Raw genomic sequence first — 20,655 nt, 5'->3', positions numbered from 1 at the left:
TCGCCGAAGCGCAGCGCGGCGACGCGCGAGTCCTCGAACGCGATCTCGCGCAGGCGCGCGCCGAAGCGCGGCTCGACGCCTTTGGCGCGCAGCGTGAGCAGCGCCGGTTCGATGACGGCGTCGCCGAGGCCGTCTTTCGCGACCAACGGCCGGCAGGCGGCGCCGCCCGCCGCGAGCGTCTCGCGCAGCACCGCGCCGGCGAGCCGCGCGGAGGCCTCTTCCGGTTCGATGTTCAACGCCGACAGCAGCACCGGGCGCCAGAGCTTTTCCCACAGCGGGCCTTCGCAGCGCATGGTCTCGCCGATCGTCGCGCCCTCCCGCGCGAAGAGCAGTCGTCCCGCGTCGAGATAATCGAGCGGCCCCGTCCCGGGAATGCGGCGTTCCGGCACGAATATCCACCAGGGAATGCGCGCGGCGTTGGGACGCAGCGTCCAGCGTTCGCCGGTCGTCGCGTCGAGAAAATCGAACGCGCAATCGTCCGGGCCGACGAGCGCGCCGTTTGCGCCGATGCGTTCGGCGTAATCCCGCGCCGCCCAATTGCCGGACAGCAGCAGGTGATTGCCATTGTCGATCGTCAGACCGAGCGAAGCGTCGAAATAGGAACGGCAGCGGCCTCCCGCCATGCGCGCGGCTTCATACAGCGCGACGCGACGACCGGACTCGGCAAGGCGTAGCGCGCAGGCGAGCCCGGCGAGGCCCGCGCCGACGACGTGAATCGTTCCGCTCACGTGAAGGCGTGTCGAAAAAAGGCGCTGACGAGCCTGAGGCGCGACGCCCGCACCGGCGCGCGCGGCGGCGCGAAGCCGCGGTCGGCAAGATTGTCGAGGATCGAACGGTAGCCGGCGGCCATCACATAGGGCGCTTTCACCGCACGCTTCGGCAGACCCGCCATCACCAGATCAGCCTGATCATAATGTTCGCGCGCGCGGCGGAGCACCGGCGCGCAGACCTCTTCAAGCGAGGGATGCGACAGCACCGCATGCGGCGCCAGGCTCGTCAGACCGGCGGATTCGATCGCCTCGCGCGGCAGATACAGCCGTCCCCGCGCGGCGTCCTCATCGAGGTCGCGCAGGATGTTGGTGAGCTGCAACGCGCGACCGAGGTGATAGGCGAGAAGCTTCGGGCCTGTCGGCAAATCACACTCGGCGCTCGGCTCGTCCTCCGCGAGTCCGAAGGCGCGCACGGACAGCCGTCCGACGGCACTCGCGACCCGGTCGCAATAAAGCTCGAGCGTTTCCCAGTCCGGCGCGCGAATATCCTCCTCGACGTCCATCGCCATGCCCTCGATGACCGACTCGAAATCGATGCGGTCGAGCCGGAAGCGGCGGATGGGTTCGGCGAGAAAGCTTACGCGCGCGCGGATGCGGCCGGCGTAAAGCTCGTCGAGGTCGGCGCGCCACTGGTCCAGCGCGGCGCGGCGCGCGGCGCGGTCGCCCTCGTCGTCGGCGATGTCGTCGACGGCGCGGCAGAAGGCGTAGATGGCGAACATCGCGTCGCGGCGCGGCGGCTCCAGGATGCGCATCGCAAGATAGAAGGAGCTCTTGGTCGCGATCGCGCGCGTGCGCAGCGTCGCGGGGTCGACAAGCGCGTCGTCGATGGTCATTGGCGCGTCCTCGCGACGGCGCCGGAAACCGCGCGGCGCGGACGCGAAATGCGGCGAAGGAGCGCGCCGACCGCGCCCATCGCGCCCTTCAGGGCGAAGCCGAACTTGCCCTCATGCACCTTGTCGCCGAGCGGGTCGGAGACCGTAAGCCGCGCAACGAGATGTTCGGCGAGAGTCTGGATGGCGCCGACCTCCATGGCGAGGCGCGCATCGTCGATGAGATCGGCGAAGGGACGCGATTTGGCCAGAAGCAGCGCGGTCTTGCCGTTGAGTTCGCGGATCGCCGCGAGCAGCGGCGGCGGCGCTTGCTCCAGCGCCAGCATCTCGACGGAGGCGGCATGCGCCGCAAGCGAGTCCTGCGGCAGATAGACCCGATCCAGATTGCGATAGTCCTTGCCGCAATCCTGCAGGTGGTTGATGACCTGCAGCGCGGCGCAGAGCGCGTCATTCGCGGCCCAGACCCGGCCGCGGTCCTCGCCATGCAGGTCGCAGACGAAGCGTCCGACGGGCATCGCCGAATAGCGGCAGTAGTCGATGAGATCGTCCCAGTCGCGATAGCGTAGTTGCGTCACGTCGCGTTTGAAGGCGACGATCAGGTCGCGCGCATGCTGCGGATCGAGGCCGCGCTCGCGGCAGGTTTCGCGCAGGCGGCGCGCCACGGGCGCCTCCTCTTCCGCATGTCCCATCAGCGCGGCGTCGAGCGCGTCCAGCAGATCGAGCTTCTCCTGGCTGGCGAGAGTCGGGTGGTCGGCGATGTCGTCGGCGGCGCGGACAAACTCATAGAAGGCGAGGATCGGCGCGCGGTTTCGCGGCGCGATGAGAAAGGAGGCGACGGGAAAATTCTCGTCGCGATGGGTCTTCCCCGAACTCGTCCGCGCAATATCCATGTGTCGCCGTTTTGCCGCTCCACGGCGCTCGCGCGCCTTCAAGCCTCGATTTCGCGGTTCGCCTCGATCTCGCCGGGCGTTTCGAGCCGCTGCGACGCCGATTGCGCGCGCGGCGCCTGATAGCGGCCTTTCCATTCGCCGCCGCGGCCCCTGAGATGCCGCCAGGCCGATTCAACCGTAAACCACGTATAGCACGCCGCGACGCCAGGCAAAGCGAAGGCGCGCAACCGCGACAGGCCATAGAATTTCAGCGTCGGCATATAGGCCTGCGCCATCAGAATCCAGGAAACGAGCGCCGCCTCGCGCGCCGGCGATTCGCCGAAAAGCGCCAGATAGGGCGGCGCGAGATAAGCGGCCGCCATGCCGAACAGCGCCCCGGCGAGACGCCAGGGAGAATAGCTGAGCTGAGCGTAGGCCGAGCGCACGATCATTCGCGAAATATCGGCGAGACGCGGATAGGCGCGAAGGCTTTGGACGTCTTCGGTCAGGCCCAGCCAGATCGGACCTTGGGCCTTCATCAGCGCGCCCAGCGCGCAATCGTCGATCAGCGCGCCGCGAATGGCGCGAAAGCCTCCCGCCGCCGCGAGCGCTTCGGGGCGCGCCAACATCACCCCGCCCGCTGCGCCCGCCGCTGCGTGCTCGGGATCATTGACGTGGCGGAACGGATAGAGCTTTTGGAAAAAGAAGATGAAGGCAGGAACGAGCCAGCGCTCTGCGACGCTTTCGCAGCGCAGCTTGACCATCAGCGACGTCAAAACCGCGCCGCGCGCCTTGGCGCCTGAAACGAGGCGGGCCAGCACGTTCGGCGAAAATTCGATGTCGGCGTCGCAGAACAGCACGAATTCGGGGCCGAGCGACAATCGCCGCACATGATCGAATCCGCGCTGCATCGCCGCGAGCTTTCCGGTCCAGCCCGCATCGGGCCCGCGCGAGGACAGAACCGTCAGGCGGTCGGCGGCGCCACGTGCGGCCGCGCAGCGTCGCGCCGCTTCGGCGGTGCCGTCGTCGCTCTCGTCATCCACCAGAACGACGTCGAATCGGCCGTTGAACTCTTGAGCGAACAGCGAGGACAGGCTTTTTTCGATGACGTCGGCTTCGTTACGGGCAGGGACGATCGCGACGACATAGGTCGCCGGGTCCGCGCCGCCTTTGCCGCTCAGGTTCCCGTCGTGTTCGGTCAGCCGCCAGAACGCGCCACGAAGGGCGATGAGGTAGAGCCAGGCGAACAGCCCAATGACGGAGATGAGAGTCGCGAGCATGGGGCGAATCGGGGTGATGGATTCGACGCAGTCGCGTTCTATCACTCACGCTCTAGTCTCGCCAGACTACCAGCGGTTGTTCATGGGGCGTTCTCGCAGCGTTTCGCCCAGCCCGTCGCGGTCTTGACGTAGCTTCGCTTGACGGCCGCCCAGGCGATGCGGCGCGCCGCCTCCTCCTGCCGGGGATCGCCGCGATGGGCGTCGAAGGCGTGGTTGAAGGCCTCGCGGTAAATGTCCTGCGCATGTTCAGGGAGGATGCGCTGGAGATTTGCGGGCAGGTCGGCGTTGTGGGCGTAAGGCACGCGGAGAACGCTCCTCAGCCCTCGGCGATCTCGTCGATCACTGCTTTCGCCGCCGCCGCGGGATCCATTGCGCGCGTGATCGGCCGGCCGACCACGATAAAGTCGGCGGAGGCGGCGACCGCCTGCCGCGGCGTCATGACGCGCTTCTGGTCGCCGACGTCGGCGCCCGCCGGCCGCACGCCCGGCGTGACGAGCAGCATGTCCGGACCGGCGATGGGACGAATGGCCGCAAGCTCCAGCGGCGACAGGATCAGCCCGTCGACGCGCTCCGCTCGCGCCTGCCGGGCTCGGCGCGCGACCAGGTCTTCGACGCCGCAGGCGTAGCCGGCCTCTTTCAGGTCGGCGTCGTCATAGGACGTCATCACCGTCACGGCGAGGAGCTTGAGCGCGCCGTCGGACGCGCCCTGACGCGCCGACGCCATCGTCTGCGCAAAGGCGTGAATGGTGAGGAAGTCGACGCCGAGCCGGGCGATCTGCCGCGTGGCGCGCTCCACCGTGACGCCGATGTCGTGCAGCTTCAAATCCAGAAAGACGCGCTTGCCCGCCGCCTTCAGCTCGCGGGCGAAGTCGAAGCCGCCCGGCGCATAGGCGAGCTCCATGCCGACCTTGAAGAAGGAGACCGCCTCGCCGAGAGTCGCCGTCATGGCGCGCGCGTCGGCGACGCTTTCCACGTCAAGCGCGACGATCAAGCGTTCCTGCGGCGTCACGCCTTGCGCTTTCCCGCGAAGCCGGCGTAGCCGGCCTTGCGGTAGCGCCAGACGCGCGCGGGCGGAATGTTGAGCACGATCGGCGGCGATCCCTTGCCGACATAGGCGCCGTGAACGCCATGGGCGTGCATCGGCATCGGCGATTTGGTCAGGCCGTAGGTGAACTGGATGAAAAGCCCCTCGTCGCCCATCAGCTCGAAGGCCTGATTGAGCAGTTCGACCCGATCGCGCTCCGGCCGCACCAGCAGCGGCAGGCTGGAGACGACGGTCGCCACATTCCCCGAAATCTTGCCGTCGAGCGTCGCCCTGAGTCCGTATGCGTCGCCTTGGACGATCTTCACGCCGGGGAAACGTTCGGCGAGCAGGTGGCAGAAGCGGCTCTCATATTCGACGAGCACGAGCCGCTCTGGCGCGACTCCGCGTGCGAGCAGCGCCTGGGTGACGGGACCCGTGCCGGGGCCGAGTTCGACGATGACCCCGTCCCTGTCCGGCTCCACGAAGCCGGCCATCGTCTTGGCCAGGGCGCGCCCCGACGGCGAAACGGCGCCGATGAGGCGCGGGTTTTCGATCCATTGGCGGATGAAGCGGGCGTTATCCACGAGCTTTGCGCGCCCATTGCCTTTTTGCGGTCTATGCGACACAGCGCCCCCTCCCGATCGACGCGCGTTAGAGACGCGCAAACGGCCCCCGATTTCGAGGGCCGTTTTGGCGGATGATAGGAGAGCCGCGCGTCAAAGACAACGCGGATTGGCGCCGGCGGCGCGACCTGCCGCCGGCTTCGAGACGCCCGCCGCGGTCAGCTGAAGCGCCGCCTCAGAGGCGTCAGCCGTCTGAAGCGTGGACTATCCTTCGCCCTTAGCGACGAGTTCGCCATAGGCGTCGACATCGATGACGCCGCCAGCGGCGTCGACGGCGGCGCGATCCTTGGGCGTCAGCGCCTCCTGGGCGACGTCGAGACGCTTCCAGCCCGGCAATGGCGCCTCGCCCGCAGCGTCCGGCAAATATTTGGAGTCGGCGATTTTCTGATAGCCGTGGATATATCGCGGGCAATTGACCCAGACGCTTTCCACCGTCACGCCGACAAGAAATTGCGCGCCCGGATAGGTCGCAAGAATCGCCGGGTCGCGCGAAATCGCCGCTGCGCCCTGCACGCGCAAGCGGTTCGGCCTCAGAAAGTCGATGAACAGCAGTCCGACATTCGCCGTCTCGACGAGATTGCCGGCCGAATAAAACATTCCATTGCCGTCGTACCACGGGAAGATCAGCGCATTGGGTCCGGCGACGCGCACAAATCCTGTCGCGCCGCCCTTGTAGGACACGGTCGGCCGCCCCTGTGGATCGACGGTGGCGAGGAAAAACATGTCGCGTGATTGGATGAAATCGATTTCGTGCGGCGCGAGTTCGGCGTGCATCACGCCGCCTTCCATCAGATCCGCGAGGCGGCGCGTGTCGAATTCATCCTGAAACGCGCGATGCGCCGCGCCGTAATAATTGGACATGGATTTTCTCCCGAGCCTGCCGCCGTTGCGCTCTTGACGCGCGGGCGAAAAATCGTCGAACCCCGCACGCCGCCGACATGTTTCGCGTCTCTCCCGATGAAGAACGAGCGATGAAGGACGAGCTCAGACTGTGTGCAAAGGCGCGACCGCGGCGCAAGTGGAGCGCGCCCGAAAGCGTTCGGGCAATTTGCCCGCGCAGCTGATCGCGCCCGGTCGTCCCAAAAGCGCGCAGCGCTCTTCGGGAAGATGCTACCCGCCGAACAGATCTTTCATCCGCGCGAAGAAGCCCGTCTCCTCGGGATGCGTGTCATGCGAAGATTCTTCCTCGAACTCGGCGAGGAGCTCCTTCTGGCGCTTGGTGAGCTTTTGCGGAGTCTCGACGCTGATCTGCACATGCAGATCGCCGTAGTCGCGTCCGCGCAGCACCGGCATGCCCTTGCCCTTGGCCTTGAGCTGACGCCCGGACTGCGTGCCCTCGGGCACTTTGAGCTTCACCTCGGAGCCGTCGAGCGCATGCACCTTGATCTCGCCGCCGAGCGCCGCCCGCACCATCGAGATCGGCACGCGGCAATAGAGGTCGGCGCCGTCGCGCTGGAAAAACGGATGCGGCTTCACCGACAGGAAGATGTAGAGGTCGCCGGCCGGCCCGCCCCGCAGGCCCGCCTCGCCTTCTCCGGCGAGCCTGATGCGCGTGCCGTCCTCGACGCCGGGCGGCACATTGACCGACAGCGACCGTTCGATCGTCTTGCGTCCGGTTCCGGAGCAGGAGGGGCAGGGGTTCTCGATGATCTCGCCGCGTCCCTGACAGGCCGGGCAGGTGCGCTCGATCGCGAAAAAGCCCTGCTGGGCGCGGACGCGGCCCATGCCGCCGCAGGTTGCGCATGTCTTGGGCTTGGAGCCTTTTTTTGCGCCAGTGCCCGAGCAGGCTTCGCAGGTCGCCGAGGTCGGGATATTCAGCGACGCGGCCTTGCCGTGATAGGCCTCGTCGAGCGTGATCTCCATGTTGTAGCGCAGGTCCGAGCCGCGCTCGCGGCCGCCGGAGCGGCCGCGCCGCCCCATGACGTCGCCGAACAGATCCTCGAAAATATCGGCCATCGAGGCCCCGAAGCCTTCGCCGGCGCCGAATCCGCCAAACCCGCCGCCCTGTTCGAAGGCGGCGTGCCCGAAACGATCGTAAGCCGCGCGCTTCTGCGGGTCGCAGAGGCACTGATAGGCTTCGTTCAATTCCTTGAACCGCGTCTCCGCCTGCTTGTCGCCCGGATGCCGGTCAGGATGGCATTGCATCGCCGCTTTACGGAAGGCGATCTTCATCTCGACTTCCGTCACGGTGCGGCTGACGCCCAGAACTTCGTAATAGTCGCGTTTGGACATGCTCGATTTCTGCTGAGGTGCGGCGGCGTGAACGCAACGAAACCCGGCGCTCTTCGCGCCGGGTTCCCGTTTCGCTACCGTATCGGAGCGGCTATGGCCAGTCCCGGCTTACTTCTTGTCGTCGCCGACGTCCTTGAATTCCGCGTCGATCACGTCGTCCTTGGGCGCTTCGGAAGCGCCGGCGCTCGAGGCTTCCGCCTGCTGCGCCTTATACATCGCTTCCCCGAGCTTCATCGAGGCCTGCGCCAATTCATTGGTCTTGGCCTTGATCGTTTCGAGGTCGTCGCCTTCGATCGCGCTCTTCAGCGAGGCGATCGCCGCCTCGATCGCGCTCTTGTCCGCGGCCGAGACCTTGTCGCCGAATTCGGCGACGGACTTCTCCGCCGCGTGCATCGCCGCTTCGCCGTGGTTCCTGGCGTCGACGAGTTCGCGACGGACCTTGTCTTCCGCGGCGTGCGCCTCGGCGTCCTTGACCATTTTGTCGATGTCGGCCTCGCTCAGGCCGCCCGACGCCTGGATGCGGATCTGCTGCTCCTTGTTGGTCGCCTTGTCCTTCGCCGTGACGTTGACGATGCCGTTGGCGTCGATGTCGAAGGTCACCTCGACCTGCGGCATGCCGCGCGGCGCCGGCGGGATGCCGACGAGATCGAACTGTCCGAGCAGCTTGTTGTCGGCCGCCATTTCGCGTTCGCCCTGGAAGACCCGGATGGTGACGGCCGTCTGATTGTCTTCGGCCGTCGAGAACACCTGGCTCTTCTTGGTCGGGATCGTCGTGTTGCGGTCGATCAGGCGCGTAAACACGCCGCCGAGCGTCTCGATGCCGAGCGACAGCGGGGTCACGTCGAGCAGCAGCACGTCCTTGACGTCGCCCTGCAGCACGCCCGCCTGAACGGCCGCGCCGATGGCGACGACTTCGTCGGGGTTGACGCCCTTATGCGGCTCCTTGCCGAAGAACTGCTTCACGACCTCCTGCACTTTGGGCATGCGGGTCATGCCGCCGACGAGCACCACTTCGCCGATGTCGGCCGCCGAGAGGCCGGCGTCCTTCAGCGCCTTGCGGCAGGGCTCGATCGTGCGCTGGATGAGATCGTCGACGAGCGCTTCGAATTTCGCCCGCGTGAGCTTCAGCGTCAGATGCTTCGGCCCGGTGGCGTCGGCGGTGATGTAGGGCAGGTTGATCTCCGTCTGCGTCGCCGACGAGAGTTCGATCTTGGCCTTTTCCGCGGCTTCCTTCAGGCGCTGCAGGGCGAGCTTGTCCTTCGTCAGGTCGATGCCCTGCTCTTTCTTGAACTCGCCCGCGAGATATTCGACGAGACGCATGTCGAAGTCTTCGCCGCCGAGGAAGGTGTCGCCGTTCGTCGACTTCACCTCGAAGACGCCGTCGCCGATCTCGAGGATCGAAATGTCGAATGTGCCGCCGCCGAGGTCGTAGACGGCGATGGTTCCGGACTGCTTCTTGTCGAGGCCGTAGGCGAGCGCCGCCGCGGTGGGCTCATTGATGATGCGCAGCACCTCGAGGCCGGCGATCTTGCCGGCGTCCTTGGTGGCCTGGCGCTGGGCGTCGTTGAAGTAGGCGGGAACGGTGATGACGGCTTGCGTCACGGTCTGGCCGAGATAGGCCTCGGCCGTCTCCTTCATCTTCTGCAGGATGAAGGCTGAAATCTGCGACGGCGAATACTGTTTGCCGGAGGCCTCGACCCAGGCGTCGCCGTTATTCGCTTTGACGATCTTATAGGGGACAAGACCCATGTCCTTCTTGGTCATCGGGTCGTCGTAGGTGCGGCCGATCAGTCGCTTGATGGCGAAGAAGGTCTTGTCGGGGTTGGTCACCGCCTGACGTTTCGCCGGCTGGCCGACGAGACGCTCGCCGTCGTCGGTAAAGGCGACAATCGAAGGCGTCGTCCGTGCGCCTTCTGCGTTTTCAATAACCTTGGGGCTCGACCCTTCCATGACGGCCACGCAGGAATTGGTCGTGCCGAGGTCGATGCCGATAATTTTGCCCATTTCGATTTCCTTTCGCTGGTGAACGCCGGACCCCGAAGCGGTCCGGTTCAAGACGCGAAGGACGGCGGCTCGCCATGAGCCCGCCGCGCGATCCTACGCGCTAGCTCTCCCAAGATTGTGTTGCGCTCACCCGGCCGCAAGAGCAGGCCGCATATAGAAGAATCATTTCCTTGCGACAAGCCGTCCGGGCCGTCTCCGCCGGGGGAGGGGCGCGCCGGACGGCTGGCCGCGGCGCCGTCCGGACAGGTCTTTGCAGTTGACGAACGGATGATGATTGACGATTATTGAAAATCATCAGTCGAAGCTCTGCGCGGGCTCCCGCCAACACGGACACTATTCGATGTTCAGCATTCGCTCGGCCGCTTATGGGGTCGCCGCGCTTCTGGCGGCGGGACTCGCCGCATGCGACGGGAAGGACCGGTCGTCCGAGGCGAGCGCGCAAAGCGACCGGCCGGTGCTTGTCGCGCCGGCGCGCTACGCCGCGCAGTCGCAGACGCGCGAATTTGTCGCCACCATCCGCCCGAGGGTCGAGTCCGACCAGGGGTTTCGGGTCGCCGGGAAAGTGGTCAAGCGCTTCGTCGAAGTGGGTCAGCGGGTGAAGACGGGCGACCCGATCGCGGCGCTCGACGAGCAGGATCTGCGGCTGCAGAAGGAACAGGCCGACGCCGAATTCGCCGCCGCGCGCATGGCGCAGACGCAGGCCCTGGCCGACGAGAAGCGCGCCGCCCAATTGCGCTCCAAAGGCTGGGTCGCTCAGGCGGCGCTCGACAAGGCGCGGGCCGCCGGCGAGGAGGCGCGCGGCCGTTTCCAACGGGCGGAACGCGCGGTCGAACTCGCCCGCAACGCGCTCGAATATGCGACGCTGCGCGCCGGCGCGGACGGCGTCGTCACGCAAACGCTCGTCGAACCGGGCCAGGTGGTCGCGGCGGGGCAGCCGGCCGTCCGCATCGCGCACGCCGGCGAACTCGAGGCCGCCGTCGCCCTCCCGGAAGCCTTCGCCGCGGCGGCGGGAAAAGGGGAGGCGAGTCTGACGCTCTGGTCGAAGCCTGGCGCTGTCTATCGCGCCAAGCTGCGCGAATTGAGTCCCGCCGCCGACCCGGTCACGCGCACCTTCGCCGCGCGTTTCTCCATTCTCAATCCGGACTCCGCCATTGCGCTCGGCATGAGCGCGACGCTGCGCATTGCCGGCTCGGATGCGCAACCCGTCGTGAGCGTGCCGCTCTCGGCGATCTACAATCAGGGTTCCGGACCCTCGCTCTGGAAGGTCGACGCCGAAGGGAATTTGAAGCTCGTTCCTGTGACGCTGGTGCGCCTTGAAAGCGACTCCGCGCTCGTGTCCGGCGGCGTCAAGGACGGGGACAACATCGTTGTCCTCGGAGTTCACAAGCTCGATCCCAACATGAAAGTCCGCGTGATGTCGCGGCAAGCGCTCTAAAGGAAACGGCCATGGCTGGCGTCAACCTCTCGCGCTGGGCCGTCCAACGGCCGACGCTGATGCTGTTTCTGATGATCGCGATCAGCGTGACCGGCGTCTATTCCTATCTGAAGCTGGGGCGCGCCGAGGATCCGTCGTTCACCATCAAGGTCGCCATCGTCACCGCCTCCTGGCCGGGCGCGACAGCGACGGAGATGCGCGATCAGGTCTCCGATCTGATGGAGAAGAAGCTTCAGGAGCTGCCGTTCCTCGACAAGATCGAGACCTACACCAAGCCTGGCTTTCTGGCGATGCAGGTGACCTTCAAGGACACGACGCCGCCCAAAGACGTGCCGCAACTCTTCTATCAGCTGCGCAAGAAGCTCGACGACATCGCGCCCACGCTTCCCGCCGGCGTGCGCGGCCCTCAGGTCAATGATGAATATGGCGACGTCGATACGGTGATGTATGCGGTGACCGGCGACGGCGCGGACTATCACGTCCTCGACAAGGTGGTTCAGGCGCTGCGACAGCGGCTGCTCTCCGTCCAGGACGTCGTCAAGGTCGACGTCTACGGCGATCAGGGACGGCGCATCTTCGTCGAGTTCAGCGAGGCGAAGCTCGCGAGTCTGGCGATCCAGCCGCAGGCCGTCTTCGATTCCCTCGCCAAGCAGAACGCGATCGACGACGCCGGCGTGTTCGAGACCTCTTCGAACCGCGTGCGCGTCCAGGTGACGAGCGATCTGAAAGGCGCCGACGCCATCGCCGCCATTCCGATCGAGGCCAACGGCAAGGTGGTCCGGCTCGGCGACATCGCGAACGTGTATTCCGGCTTCGAGGATCCGCCCAGTTTTCTCGCGCGCTACAAAGGCCAGCCGACGATCGTCGTCGGCGTCGTCATGGCGAAAGGCGCCAACGTCCTCAAATTCGGCGAGAACGTCGATGCGGCGGTCGAGGAGATGCGCGCGAAAACGCCGGTCGGCATCGACATCGATCAGATCGCCGATCAGCCGAAAGTCGTCGAGGAGGCGATCAGCGAATTCACGCGCGCCTTTCTCGAAGCTTTGGTGATCGTGCTCGGCGTGAGCTTCCTCTCGCTCGGCTTCCGCACGGGGATCATCGTCGCGCTCTCCGTGCCTCTGGTGCTCGCCATCGTCTTCATCTTCATGGGGCCGCTCGGCATCGATCTCCAGCGCATCTCGCTCGGCGCGCTGATCATCGCGCTCGGGCTTCTCGTCGACGATGCGATCATCGCCGTCGAGATGATGATGGTGAAGATGGAGCAGGGCTTCGACCGGATCAAAGCCGCGACCTTCGCCTGGGATTCGACGGCTTTTCCGATGCTCACCGGCACGCTCGTCACCGTGGCGGGCTTCCTGCCCGTCGGCTTCGCGAATTCGAGCGTCGGCGAATATACGGGATCGATGTTTTGGGTGTTGCTCGTTGCGCTGATCGCGTCATGGTTTGTCGCGGTGATGTTCACGCCCTATCTCGGCGTGAAGCTCCTTCCGGATTTCGCGAAGCTGCATCCGCACCGCGATCCGGACGAAATCTATCAGACGCCCTTCTATCGGCGGCTGCGCGCCGTTGTCACCTGGGCGGTCGATTATCGCGGCGTGGTGATCGCGGGCATTGTCGGCATTTTCGCGCTCGCCGTCTTCGGCTTCTTCGTCGTGCAGAAACAGTTCTTCCCTTACGCCGAGCGTCTGGAGCTCTTTTTCCAGATGCGCCTTCCGGAGGGATCGTCGATCGGCGCGTCGCTCGAGGCCACAAAGCAGGCCGAGGCGCTGCTGAAGGACGACCCCGACGCGGCGCTCTACACGAGCTATGTCGGGCAGGGTCCGCCGCGGTTCTGGCTCGGATTGAATCCGCAGCTGCCGAATGAAGCCTATTCGGAGATCGTCATCGTCGCGAAGGACATCGCGGCGCGCGAACGCTTGAAGAAGAAGCTCGAGGCGGCCATCGCCAATGGCGCGGTGCCGCAGGCGCGCGCCCGCGTCGACAGATTCTATTACGGGCCGCCCGTCGGCTTTCCGGTGCAGTTTCGGGTCGTCGGCGCCGATCCCGCGAAGGTGCGCGCCATCGCCTATCAGGTGCGCGACGTCATGCGCGGCGACGAAGGCGTCGATGATCCACATTTGAACTGGAACGAGCAGACGCCGCGGGTGCGGCTCGTCATCGATCAGGACCGCGCGCGGCTCCTCGGTCTGACGCCGCAGGACATCTCGAACCGGCTCCGTCTGGCGATTTCCGGCGTGACGGTCACGACGTTGCGCGACGGGGTGGATCAGGTCGAGGTGGTCGCGCGCGCTGTGCCGCAGGAGCGGGGCGATCTCTCCAGAATCGGCGACATGGTCATCTATTCGCGCGACGGCAAGGCGGTGACGGTCTCGCAGGTCGCGAAGATCGTCTACGATCACGAGGAGCCGATTTTCTGGCGCCGCAATCGCGACATGAGCATCACCGTGCGCTCCGGCGTGAAGGATGGCGTGCAGGCGCCCGACGTGACCACGCGCATTTGGCCGCGGCTTGCGCAGATTCGCGAAACTCTCCCGCCCGGCTATCGCATCGAAATTGGCGGCGCGATCGAGGAGTCGCGGAAAGGCAACGCCTCGATCTTCGCGGTGTTTCCGCTCGTCGGCCTGGTCATGCTGACGATCGTGATGTTCCAGCTGCAGAATTTCACGCGCGTGGCGCTGGTGATGATGAGCGCGCCGCTCGGCGTCATCGGCGCCTCGCTCGCGCTCAATCTCGCGCATGCGCCCTTCGGCTTCGTCGCGCTGCTCGGCCTGATCGCGCTGTCGGGCATGGATATGCGCAATTCCATCATTCTCGTCGATCAGGTGCGGCAGGACCTCGAGCGCGGGGAGAACTACCGCGAGGCGATCATCGGCGCGACCATTCGGCGGGTGCGGCCGGTCGCGCTGACGGCGCTCGCCGCGATTCTCGCAATGATTCCATTGTCGCGCTCCGCCTTTTGGGGGCCGATGGCGCTGACCATCATGGGCGGGCTTTTTGTGGCCACTTTTCTCACCGTTCTGTTCCTGCCGGCGCTTTATGCGACCTGGTTCCGGCGTCACCTGGGCGAGGGGCTGGCCGAAACCGGGGGCGCGCGGGTCGATGCGCTGACTGACGGCTATGCGAGGGGGGCGGCCGAATGAGCGTCATGGGAGACAGCGCGCAGAGCGCGCGCGAGACCGAGCAACGCGCGCGGATCATCGCCACCGCAGGGCGGCTGTTCCGCGAGATCGGCTTTCAGAAGACGACGGTGGCCGACATCGCGCGCGAATTGCGAATGTCGCCGGCGAACGTCTACCGTTTCTTCAGCGCCAAATCGGAAATCAACGCCGCCGTCGCGCGTCATCTGATGAACGAAGTGGAGGAGGCGGCGCAGAGCGTTGCGGAAGGGCCCGGCTCGGCCGAGCAGCGGCTACGCAAGCTGATCCTGTCGAACGAGGCGATGAACGCCGAACGTTATGTCGCCGATCGCAAGCTGCACGACATGGTCGAAGCCGCGCTCGAGGAGAACTGGCCGATCATTTCGGACCACATCGATCGCATCGACGCCTCGATCGAGGAGATCATTCGCTCGGGCATGGCGAGCGGCGAATTCGCCAAGGGCGATGCGCGGCTTGCGGCGCGGCTGGTGCACGCCGCCTGTATCCGCTACTGCCACCCGCGGCTCATGGTGGAGTGCGCCGATCGCCCGATTCCGACGAGCGCGCAAATGGTCGAATTTTGCATCGCCGCGCTGCGCGCCGGCGCCCGCGATCCCGAGCCCTCTCCGGCGTCGCCGCGTTAGCGCGATTGGACCTATACCTGCGGCGTCGGCGACGTATAATGACGCGATTGGGTTAGAGCGGAGCGGCTGCGACGTCGCCGAGCAAGAGCGAAAGATATCGGGCGGTCAATGAAGGTTACTCTGGTTCAAATGAATTCCGTTGGCGATAAGGCCTTGAACCTCGCCAACGCCCGCGCCTTGATCGAGCGCGCCGTCGTCCAGGAGCGTCCAGACTGGATCTGTCTGCCGGAAGTCTTCGATTTCATCGGGGGCTCGCGCGCCGAGAAGATGGCGGCGGCCGAGGAACTCCCGGGCGGTCCCGCCTATGAGATGTGCCGGACGCTCGCGCGTGAGCATAAGGTCTTTATTCACGCTGGATCCATTCTCGAAAAGGCGCCTGGAGAAGAGCGGCTGCACAACACGAGCGTCGCCTTCAATCGCGCGGGCGAGGAGGTGGCGCGCTACCGCAAGATCCACATGTTCGACATCACGGCGCCGGACGGCGCCAAATATCACGAGAGCGCGGCTTTCAAGCCGGGCGACGCCGTCGTCACCTATGATTGCGAGGGCGTCACCGTCGGCTGCGCGATCTGTTACGATCTGCGGTTCTCCTATCTGTTCCATGCGCTCGCCGAGAAGGGCGCCGATATCGTCGCTTTGCCGGCGGCGTTTACGCTCGTCACGGGCAAGGACCATTGGGAAGTCTTGTGCCGCGCGCGGGCAATCGAGATGCAGGCCTATATCTGCGCGCCGGCGCAGACGGGCGCGCACAAGGCCGGCCATGAAACCCGGTTCACCTACGGCAATTCGCTGATCGCCGATCCCTGGGGCCATGTCGTCGCCAAGGCGTCTGACGGACCGGGGCTGGTGTCGTCCTATGTGGACGTCGACCGCATTCGTAAGATCCGCGCCATGATACCGGTGGCGCAACATAAGGTGAAATTGGCGGTTTGAGCGCGCCGCCTGGTTTCCGTCCGAGCTCGCGCGCCCGCTGTGCAGCGGAGCGCGCGAGGGCGTGATCGCCCTTGCAAATCGACCGTTTATGCGTACTATTGTGGCGCGGGGCGCGATGCCCATTCATTGCCATGTTAACCATTGCCAGAAGCTTCGAGGGGGAGTTGTGTTCAGCCCATTCCCGATAAAGCTAACATTCAGCGCTCCATTCGGATGGTAAGGAAAACTGCTCCGGGCAGCACTTTGACGCGGGCGGCGCTCCGTGAGGCCGTCTATGGCTGCTGTCCTTCGCTGTCCCGCGCCGAAGCCCGCAAGATCCTGGACGCGACCTTCGACGAGATCAGCGAAGCGTTGCTTCGCGGAGAATCCGTAAAATTACGATCTTTCGGGACTTTCAACGTGCGCTCCAAGCGGGAGCGCGTCGGCCGCAACCCGAAGACGGGCGTCGAGGCGACGATAACGCCGCGGCGGGTGCTGACCTTCAAGGCCTCGCCAGTGCTGGTCGCCCATGTCAATGGAGACGCGGTCATTCCTGAAGAGGACTGACTCCTCTATCATGGGGCGAGACGGTAAAAGCCGGCGACGCGTTCGCGGCGGGCCGAGCGGCTTCTCATATCCAAGGTGAAAGATGCAGAAATTGAGCGTGGCGGTCGCCGTCTTCGCGGCTCTTACCGCGCTGGTCGGCGCCCATAGGGGCGACTCCAGCCTGTTCGTTCTCGCCGCCGCCGCCGCCCTATGCGCATACACGACATGGCGCGCGGCCGGCATGTCGAGCTTCCTGAAGATCTTCGCCTTCATTTTTTCGACTGAGACGATCGTCTTCGGACTCATCGGCCTCATGCAGGCGGAAGGGATCTGGCCGGAGTCGCTGAAAGACTACGCGCCGCCCGAAACCATGCCGCTGACCGTGGCCGTGTTCTCGATCATCGTTTACGCGATCTCGTACATTCCCGTCGTTCGGGAAATGACGCGCATCGCCGATCTCTATTTCGAGTCCCGCGAGCGTGGCGAAGGGCGCGTCTGGCCGTTTCCGTCTTTCGCGGCCCGCGAGAGCGCCATCGCCACCGCGATGGTCGTCGTCCTGGTGCTCCTCAATCAGGGACAGGTCGGCATCACCGTGCGCCTGTCCTTCTTCAATCGCGACTGGTTCAACGCCATTCAGGAAAAGAACGCCGCGGAATTTTGGCGGCAGCTGTTCTTCGTCTTCACGCCCTGGGCGTTCGTTTACGTCACCTCCGTCATCATCGAATTCGTTCTGCAGTCAATGCTGATCATCCGTTGGCGCCGCTGGCTGACGGAACATTACATCGAGCGCTGGCTCGGCGCGCATACGCATTACGGCATGGCGCTCGCTGGCGGCGGGGCCGACAACCCCGACCAGCGCATCGCCGAAGACGTCAATCGCTTCATCAGCGGCGCAGAGGAGGGCTACGGCATCTACTCCTACTCAATCTTGCTGATCGCCACTCTGAGTTCGCTCGTCTCCTTCGCCTATGTGCTGTGGGATTTGTCGGGCAATTATCCGCTGCCGGGAACGGAAATCTATATTCCTGGCTTTCTCTTCTGGGTGGTGCTGCTCTATGCGGCGGTCGGAACGCTGGTGACTCATCTGATCGGCCGCTCGCTCACCGGGCTCTATTTCGACCGCCAGAGGCGCGAGGCCGATTTCCGATTCTCGCTGGCGCGCATGCGCGAATACAGCGAGCAGATCGCTCTGCTTGGCGGCGAGCCCGCCGAGCGCGGCTCGCTGCTTCAACGCTTCACGGGCATTATCGTGAACTATCTGGCGATCGTGCAGAAGCGCAAACAGCTGATGGCGTTCACCTCGACTTACGGACAGATGTCGCCGATCATCCCTTACGTGATCACGGCGCCGTTCTACTTCGCCGGCCGCATCCAGCTCGGCGTCATGACTCAGACGGCGAGCGCCTTCGGACGGGTGGAGAGCGCGCTGACGTTCTTCATCAACTATTATACCTCGCTGGCCAACTTCAAGTCGGTGCTCGACCGCCTGACGTCCTTCGACCACGCCATCGATACGGCGCGTCGGCAGATGTTTGCGACGCAGCTCATCGCGTCGGCCGAGGGCGCCGACATTCGCCTGCGCGCCTTGACGCTTGCGCTGCCCGACGGGCGGCGGATCGTGACGGTCGACGATCTGACGCTCGCCGCCGGCCAATCCGCGCTGCTCACCGGCCCGTCGGGTTCGGGCAAGTCGACGCTGTTTCGCGCGATCGCCGGCATCTGGCCTTACGCCTCGGGCGAGGTGCTGACGCCGCGCGGCGCGAAGGTGATGCTCGCGCCGCAACGTCCCTATATTCCTATGGGCGCGCTGGCCGAGGCGATCGTCTATCCGGGCCATGTCAACGACTACTCGCGCGCCGAGATGCAGGAGGCGTTGCGCGCTGCGCGGCTTGCGCCGTTCGTCGACCGCCTCGACGAAGAAAATAACTGGGGGCAACGCCTCTCCGGCGGCGAGCAGCAGCGCGTCGCGATCGCCCGTGCGCTTCTCGCCAAGCCCGACTGGCTCTTCCTCGACGAAGCGACCTCTGCGCTCGACGAACAGCTCGAAGACGACATCTACGCCATGCTGCGCGAGCGTTTGCCCGGCGCGACGATCGTCTCGATCGGCCATCGCTCGACTCTGCTTGCGTTCCACGACCGTCACATCGTCATGGAGCCGGCGCCGGGCGGCGTTTTCAGCCCGCATGACAAGGTGCACGCGTGACGAAAGAGTCGGGGCGCGAAGGCGGAAGGTCGCTCAAGACGCGCGTCAAGACGGCGCGCAAGCGATCGCTCTCGTCGACGCTGTGGCTCGAGCGTCAGCTCAATGACCCTTACGTCGCGCGCGCCAAGCGCGAGGGCTATCGTTCACGCGCCGCCTACAAGCTCCTCGAGATGGATGACCGCCATCATCTGTTCAAGCCGGGCGGCCGCATCGTCGATCTCGGCGCCGCGCCCGGCGGCTGGTCGCAGATCGCCGCCGCGCGCGTGAAGGCCAAGGAGGGAAAAGGCAAAGTCGTCGCGGTCGACCTGCTCGACATGGAGCCGATCGCCGGCGTCGAATTCGCCGTGAAGGATTTCAACGATCCTGACGCGCCGGAATTCATCAAGAACATGCTCGGCGGCGGCGCCGACGGGGTGATGTCGGACATGGCCGCGAACGCCACCGGCCATAAGGCGACCGACCATCTGCGCATCGTCGCGCTCGCCGAGCTTGCCGCCGACTTCGCCTGCGACGTGCTGGCGGAAGGCGGCTTCTTCGTCGCGAAAGTTCTGCAGGGCGGCACCGAGGGCCAGCTGCTCGCGCGGCTCAAGCGCGATTTTGCGAGCGTGCGCCATGTGAAACCGGCCGCGAGCCGGGCGGACTCGGCCGAGCTCTATGTGCTGGCGACGGGCTTTCGCGGGCGCAGCGCCGAATAGCAGGCGCGGCCGCACCTCGATCGCCGGCGAAGATCACACGCGTCCTCGCCGCCTGACCAGATTGTCGCCCGCATTGGACGCGAGCGGCAGGAAGCTCGTCACCGACAGCGTCGAAATCGCCGCCACGACGAGAAACGCCGGCGTGAAATCCGCCGCCTCCAGCGCGCCGCCGCCGCGCAGCGCGCGCGCGGCCTCCAGCGCGGCGGCGCCGATGGCGACGCCTGTCGACAGCGACAATTGCTGCGCGACGGAGGCGAAGCTCGTCGCGCGACTCATTGCCTCCTGATCGACGTCGGCGTAGGCGATGGCGTTGAGCGCGGTGAACTCCAGCGAGCGGAAAAAGCCGCCGACAAGCAGCGCGCCCATGATGAGGAGATGCGGCGTCGCCACCGTGAAACTGGCGTTGAAGGCGAGAAACGCGGCGGAGATGAGGGCGTTGACGATCAGCACCCGCCGAAAGCCGAACCTCCGCAGGATCGGCTGCGCGGTCGTCTTCATCGCCATCGCGCCCGCCGCCGAAACGAAGGTCAGAAGCCCCGCTTCATAGGCGGACAGGCCGAAGCCCGCCTGCAGCAGGAGCGGCAGCAGAAAGGGCGTCGCGCCGAGTCCGATGCGAAACAGGAAGCCGCCGAAGACCGCCGCGCGAAAGGTCGGAATGCGCAACAGATCGAGATCGACGATCGGATAGGGGGCGCGTTTGGCGTGGCGGACATAGGCGAAGAGCGCCGCGGCGCCGAGCGCGACGATCAGCGCGACGACCGGCGTCGGCGCGAATCCGCGTCCGGCGATCGTGAAGCCGAAGACGAGGCAGGAGAGGCCGACTCCTGAAAGGATCGCGCCGGCGACATCCAGCGGCGGCGTCCATTCCTCACGCAGATCCGGGATAAAGCGCGTCACGAGCATGACGCCGAGCGCGCCGATCGGCACATTCACCCAGAAGATGTAACGCCAGTTGAAATAGGTGGCGATGAAGCCGCCGATCGGCGGACCGATCATCGGGCCGAGCAGCGCAGGAATGGTGAGATAGGCCATGGCGCGCACGAGTTCATGGCGCGGCGCGGTGCGCAGCAGCACGAGGCGCCCGACGGGCGTCATCATCGCCCCGCCGAGGCCCTGCACGACCCGAAAGGCGACGATCGCGCCGAGCGAATTGGCCAGGCCGCAGAGAATCGAGCCGAAGGTGAAGACGATGATCGCGGCGCGAAACACGCGTCGCGCGCCGAAACGATCCGCCGCCCAGCCGGAGAGCGGGATGAACACCGCAAGTGAAAGAAGATAGGAGGTCAGCGCAAGTTTGAGCGCGACCGGATCCTCGTGAAGATCGGCCGCCATCGCCGGCAGCGCCGTGGCGAGCACCGTGCCGTCGAGCTGCTCCATAAAGAGCGCCGTGGCGATGATGAGCGGCGTGACGAAATAGGACAACGCGTCACCCCTTTTTCAGGCGCGTTGCG

The 20,655-nt window shown here is 65.6% G+C and carries 18 protein-coding genes; 7 read left to right on the top strand and 11 right to left on the bottom strand.

Going from position 1 to position 20,655, the window contains the following annotated elements; all coding sequences use genetic code 11:
• The 10 genes from AB7F41_RS09255 to dnaK all read right to left on the bottom strand — a co-directional run.
• Window positions 1-728 (bottom strand): hydroxysqualene dehydroxylase (locus AB7F41_RS09255; protein WP_428406522.1); only part of this gene is annotated, 728 nt, incomplete at its 3' end.
• On the bottom strand, window positions 725-1,603 hold the full coding sequence (gene hpnD, locus AB7F41_RS09250) for a presqualene diphosphate synthase HpnD (protein ID WP_428380721.1): 879 nt from the start codon (window positions 1,601-1,603) through the stop codon (window positions 725-727). The genes hpnD and AB7F41_RS09255, both read right to left, overlap by 4 nt.
• On the bottom strand, window positions 1,600-2,490 hold the full coding sequence (gene hpnC, locus AB7F41_RS09245; protein ID WP_428380722.1) for a squalene synthase HpnC: 891 nt from the start codon (window positions 2,488-2,490) through the stop codon (window positions 1,600-1,602). The genes hpnD and hpnC overlap by 4 nt, the downstream gene beginning before the upstream one ends.
• A 38-nt stretch (window positions 2,491-2,528) precedes the next feature.
• Window positions 2,529-3,749 (bottom strand): glycosyltransferase, encoded by a 1,221-nt coding sequence (locus tag AB7F41_RS09240; RefSeq protein ID WP_428380724.1) that lies wholly within the window; start codon window positions 3,747-3,749, stop codon window positions 2,529-2,531.
• An 80-nt stretch (window positions 3,750-3,829) separates the two neighbouring features.
• Complete coding sequence (locus AB7F41_RS09235; protein WP_428380726.1) at window positions 3,830-4,051, bottom strand: ChaB family protein; 222 nt, start codon at window positions 4,049-4,051, stop codon at window positions 3,830-3,832.
• A gap of 14 nt (window positions 4,052-4,065) precedes the next feature.
• Window positions 4,066-4,758, bottom strand: a complete 693-nt coding sequence (gene pyrF, locus AB7F41_RS09230; RefSeq protein WP_428380728.1) for an orotidine-5'-phosphate decarboxylase — start codon at window positions 4,756-4,758, stop codon at window positions 4,066-4,068.
• A complete protein-coding gene (locus AB7F41_RS09225) occupies window positions 4,755-5,399 on the bottom strand; it encodes a class I SAM-dependent methyltransferase (protein ID WP_428380730.1) in 645 nt (214 codons plus the stop codon). The genes pyrF and AB7F41_RS09225 overlap by 4 nt, the downstream gene beginning before the upstream one ends.
• Before the next feature lie 201 nt (window positions 5,400-5,600).
• Entirely contained in the window at window positions 5,601-6,257 is a 657-nt protein-coding gene (locus tag AB7F41_RS09220; RefSeq protein ID WP_428380732.1) for a pyridoxamine 5'-phosphate oxidase family protein, read from the bottom strand.
• Window positions 6,258-6,506: 249 nt separating this feature from the next.
• On the bottom strand, window positions 6,507-7,628 hold the full coding sequence (gene dnaJ / locus AB7F41_RS09215; protein ID WP_428380734.1) for a molecular chaperone DnaJ: 1,122 nt from the start codon (window positions 7,626-7,628) through the stop codon (window positions 6,507-6,509).
• 108 nt (window positions 7,629-7,736) lie between these two features.
• Entirely contained in the window at window positions 7,737-9,632 is a 1,896-nt protein-coding gene (dnaK, locus tag AB7F41_RS09210) for a molecular chaperone DnaK (protein WP_428380736.1), read from the bottom strand.
• 340 nt (window positions 9,633-9,972) lie between these two features.
• Between dnaK and AB7F41_RS09205 the strand changes: the two genes are divergently transcribed.
• The 7 genes from AB7F41_RS09205 (at window position 9,973) to AB7F41_RS09175 (ending at window position 19,204) form a co-directional block, all read left to right on the top strand.
• The gene (locus AB7F41_RS09205; RefSeq protein WP_428380810.1) at window positions 9,973-11,067 is read left to right on the top strand and encodes an efflux RND transporter periplasmic adaptor subunit; all 1,095 of its coding nucleotides are present in this window, start codon (window positions 9,973-9,975) and stop codon (window positions 11,065-11,067) included.
• An 11-nt stretch (window positions 11,068-11,078) separates the two neighbouring features.
• Window positions 11,079-14,207, top strand: coding sequence for an efflux RND transporter permease subunit (locus AB7F41_RS09200; protein WP_428380738.1), 3,129 nt, complete (start codon window positions 11,079-11,081; stop codon window positions 14,205-14,207).
• Window positions 14,204-14,848: a TetR/AcrR family transcriptional regulator gene (locus AB7F41_RS09195; RefSeq protein WP_428380740.1), complete on the top strand. Its 645-nt coding sequence runs from the start codon at window positions 14,204-14,206 to the stop codon at window positions 14,846-14,848. Before AB7F41_RS09200 ends, AB7F41_RS09195 begins: the two co-directional genes overlap by 4 nt.
• A 108-nt stretch (window positions 14,849-14,956) precedes the next feature.
• Window positions 14,957-15,781, top strand: a complete 825-nt coding sequence (locus tag AB7F41_RS09190) for a carbon-nitrogen hydrolase family protein (RefSeq protein WP_428380742.1) — start codon at window positions 14,957-14,959, stop codon at window positions 15,779-15,781.
• 213 nt (window positions 15,782-15,994) lie between these two features.
• Window positions 15,995-16,327 carry an integration host factor subunit alpha gene (locus AB7F41_RS09185; protein ID WP_428380744.1) on the top strand — a complete coding sequence of 111 codons (333 nt, stop codon included), beginning with the start codon at window positions 15,995-15,997 and terminating at the stop codon, window positions 16,325-16,327.
• An 82-nt stretch (window positions 16,328-16,409) separates the two neighbouring features.
• Window positions 16,410-18,509 carry an ABC transporter ATP-binding protein/permease gene (locus AB7F41_RS09180; RefSeq protein WP_428380746.1) on the top strand — a complete coding sequence of 700 codons (2,100 nt, stop codon included), beginning with the start codon at window positions 16,410-16,412 and terminating at the stop codon, window positions 18,507-18,509.
• Window positions 18,506-19,204: an RlmE family RNA methyltransferase gene (locus AB7F41_RS09175; RefSeq protein ID WP_428380748.1), complete on the top strand. Its 699-nt coding sequence runs from the start codon at window positions 18,506-18,508 to the stop codon at window positions 19,202-19,204. The genes AB7F41_RS09180 and AB7F41_RS09175 overlap by 4 nt, the downstream gene beginning before the upstream one ends.
• Window positions 19,205-19,237: 33 nt before the next feature.
• On the opposite strand, the gene AB7F41_RS09170 is transcribed toward AB7F41_RS09175, so the two are convergent.
• The gene (locus tag AB7F41_RS09170) at window positions 19,238-20,626 is read right to left on the bottom strand and encodes a DHA2 family efflux MFS transporter permease subunit (RefSeq protein ID WP_428380749.1); all 1,389 of its coding nucleotides are present in this window, start codon (window positions 20,624-20,626) and stop codon (window positions 19,238-19,240) included.
• Window positions 20,627-20,655: the final 29 nt, after the last annotated feature.

It is taken from the genome of Methylocystis sp. (genome assembly GCF_050251305.1).
Taxonomy (GTDB): Bacteria; Pseudomonadota; Alphaproteobacteria; order Rhizobiales; family Beijerinckiaceae; genus Methylocystis.
Note: the sequence above shows the minus strand (reverse complement) of the source record. Positions and strands in the feature narration are given on the sequence as shown.

Bases quoted from the DNA above. Each gene is read 5' to 3' on its own strand.
- dnaK (WP_428380736.1), bottom strand. From the start codon at position 9,632: ATGGGCAAAATTATCGGCATCGACCTCGGCACGACCAATTCCTGCGTG.
- dnaJ (WP_428380734.1), bottom strand. From the start codon at position 7,628: ATGTCCAAACGCGACTATTACGAAGTTCTGGGCGTCAGCCGCACCGTG.
- AB7F41_RS09190 (WP_428380742.1), top strand. From the start codon at position 14,957: ATGAAGGTTACTCTGGTTCAAATGAATTCCGTTGGCGATAAGGCCTTG.
- AB7F41_RS09240 (WP_428380724.1), bottom strand. From the start codon at position 3,749: ATGCTCGCGACTCTCATCTCCGTCATTGGGCTGTTCGCCTGGCTCTAC.
- hpnC (WP_428380722.1), bottom strand. From the start codon at position 2,490: ATGGATATTGCGCGGACGAGTTCGGGGAAGACCCATCGCGACGAGAAT.
- AB7F41_RS09180 (WP_428380746.1), top strand. From the start codon at position 16,410: ATGCAGAAATTGAGCGTGGCGGTCGCCGTCTTCGCGGCTCTTACCGCG.
- AB7F41_RS09220 (WP_428380732.1), bottom strand. From the start codon at position 6,257: ATGTCCAATTATTACGGCGCGGCGCATCGCGCGTTTCAGGATGAATTC.
- AB7F41_RS09200 (WP_428380738.1), top strand. From the start codon at position 11,079: ATGGCTGGCGTCAACCTCTCGCGCTGGGCCGTCCAACGGCCGACGCTG.
- AB7F41_RS09195 (WP_428380740.1), top strand. From the start codon at position 14,204: ATGAGCGTCATGGGAGACAGCGCGCAGAGCGCGCGCGAGACCGAGCAA.
- AB7F41_RS09205 (WP_428380810.1), top strand. From the start codon at position 9,973: ATGTTCAGCATTCGCTCGGCCGCTTATGGGGTCGCCGCGCTTCTGGCG.
- hpnD (WP_428380721.1), bottom strand. From the start codon at position 1,603: ATGACCATCGACGACGCGCTTGTCGACCCCGCGACGCTGCGCACGCGC.
- AB7F41_RS09185 (WP_428380744.1), top strand. From the start codon at position 15,995: ATGGTAAGGAAAACTGCTCCGGGCAGCACTTTGACGCGGGCGGCGCTC.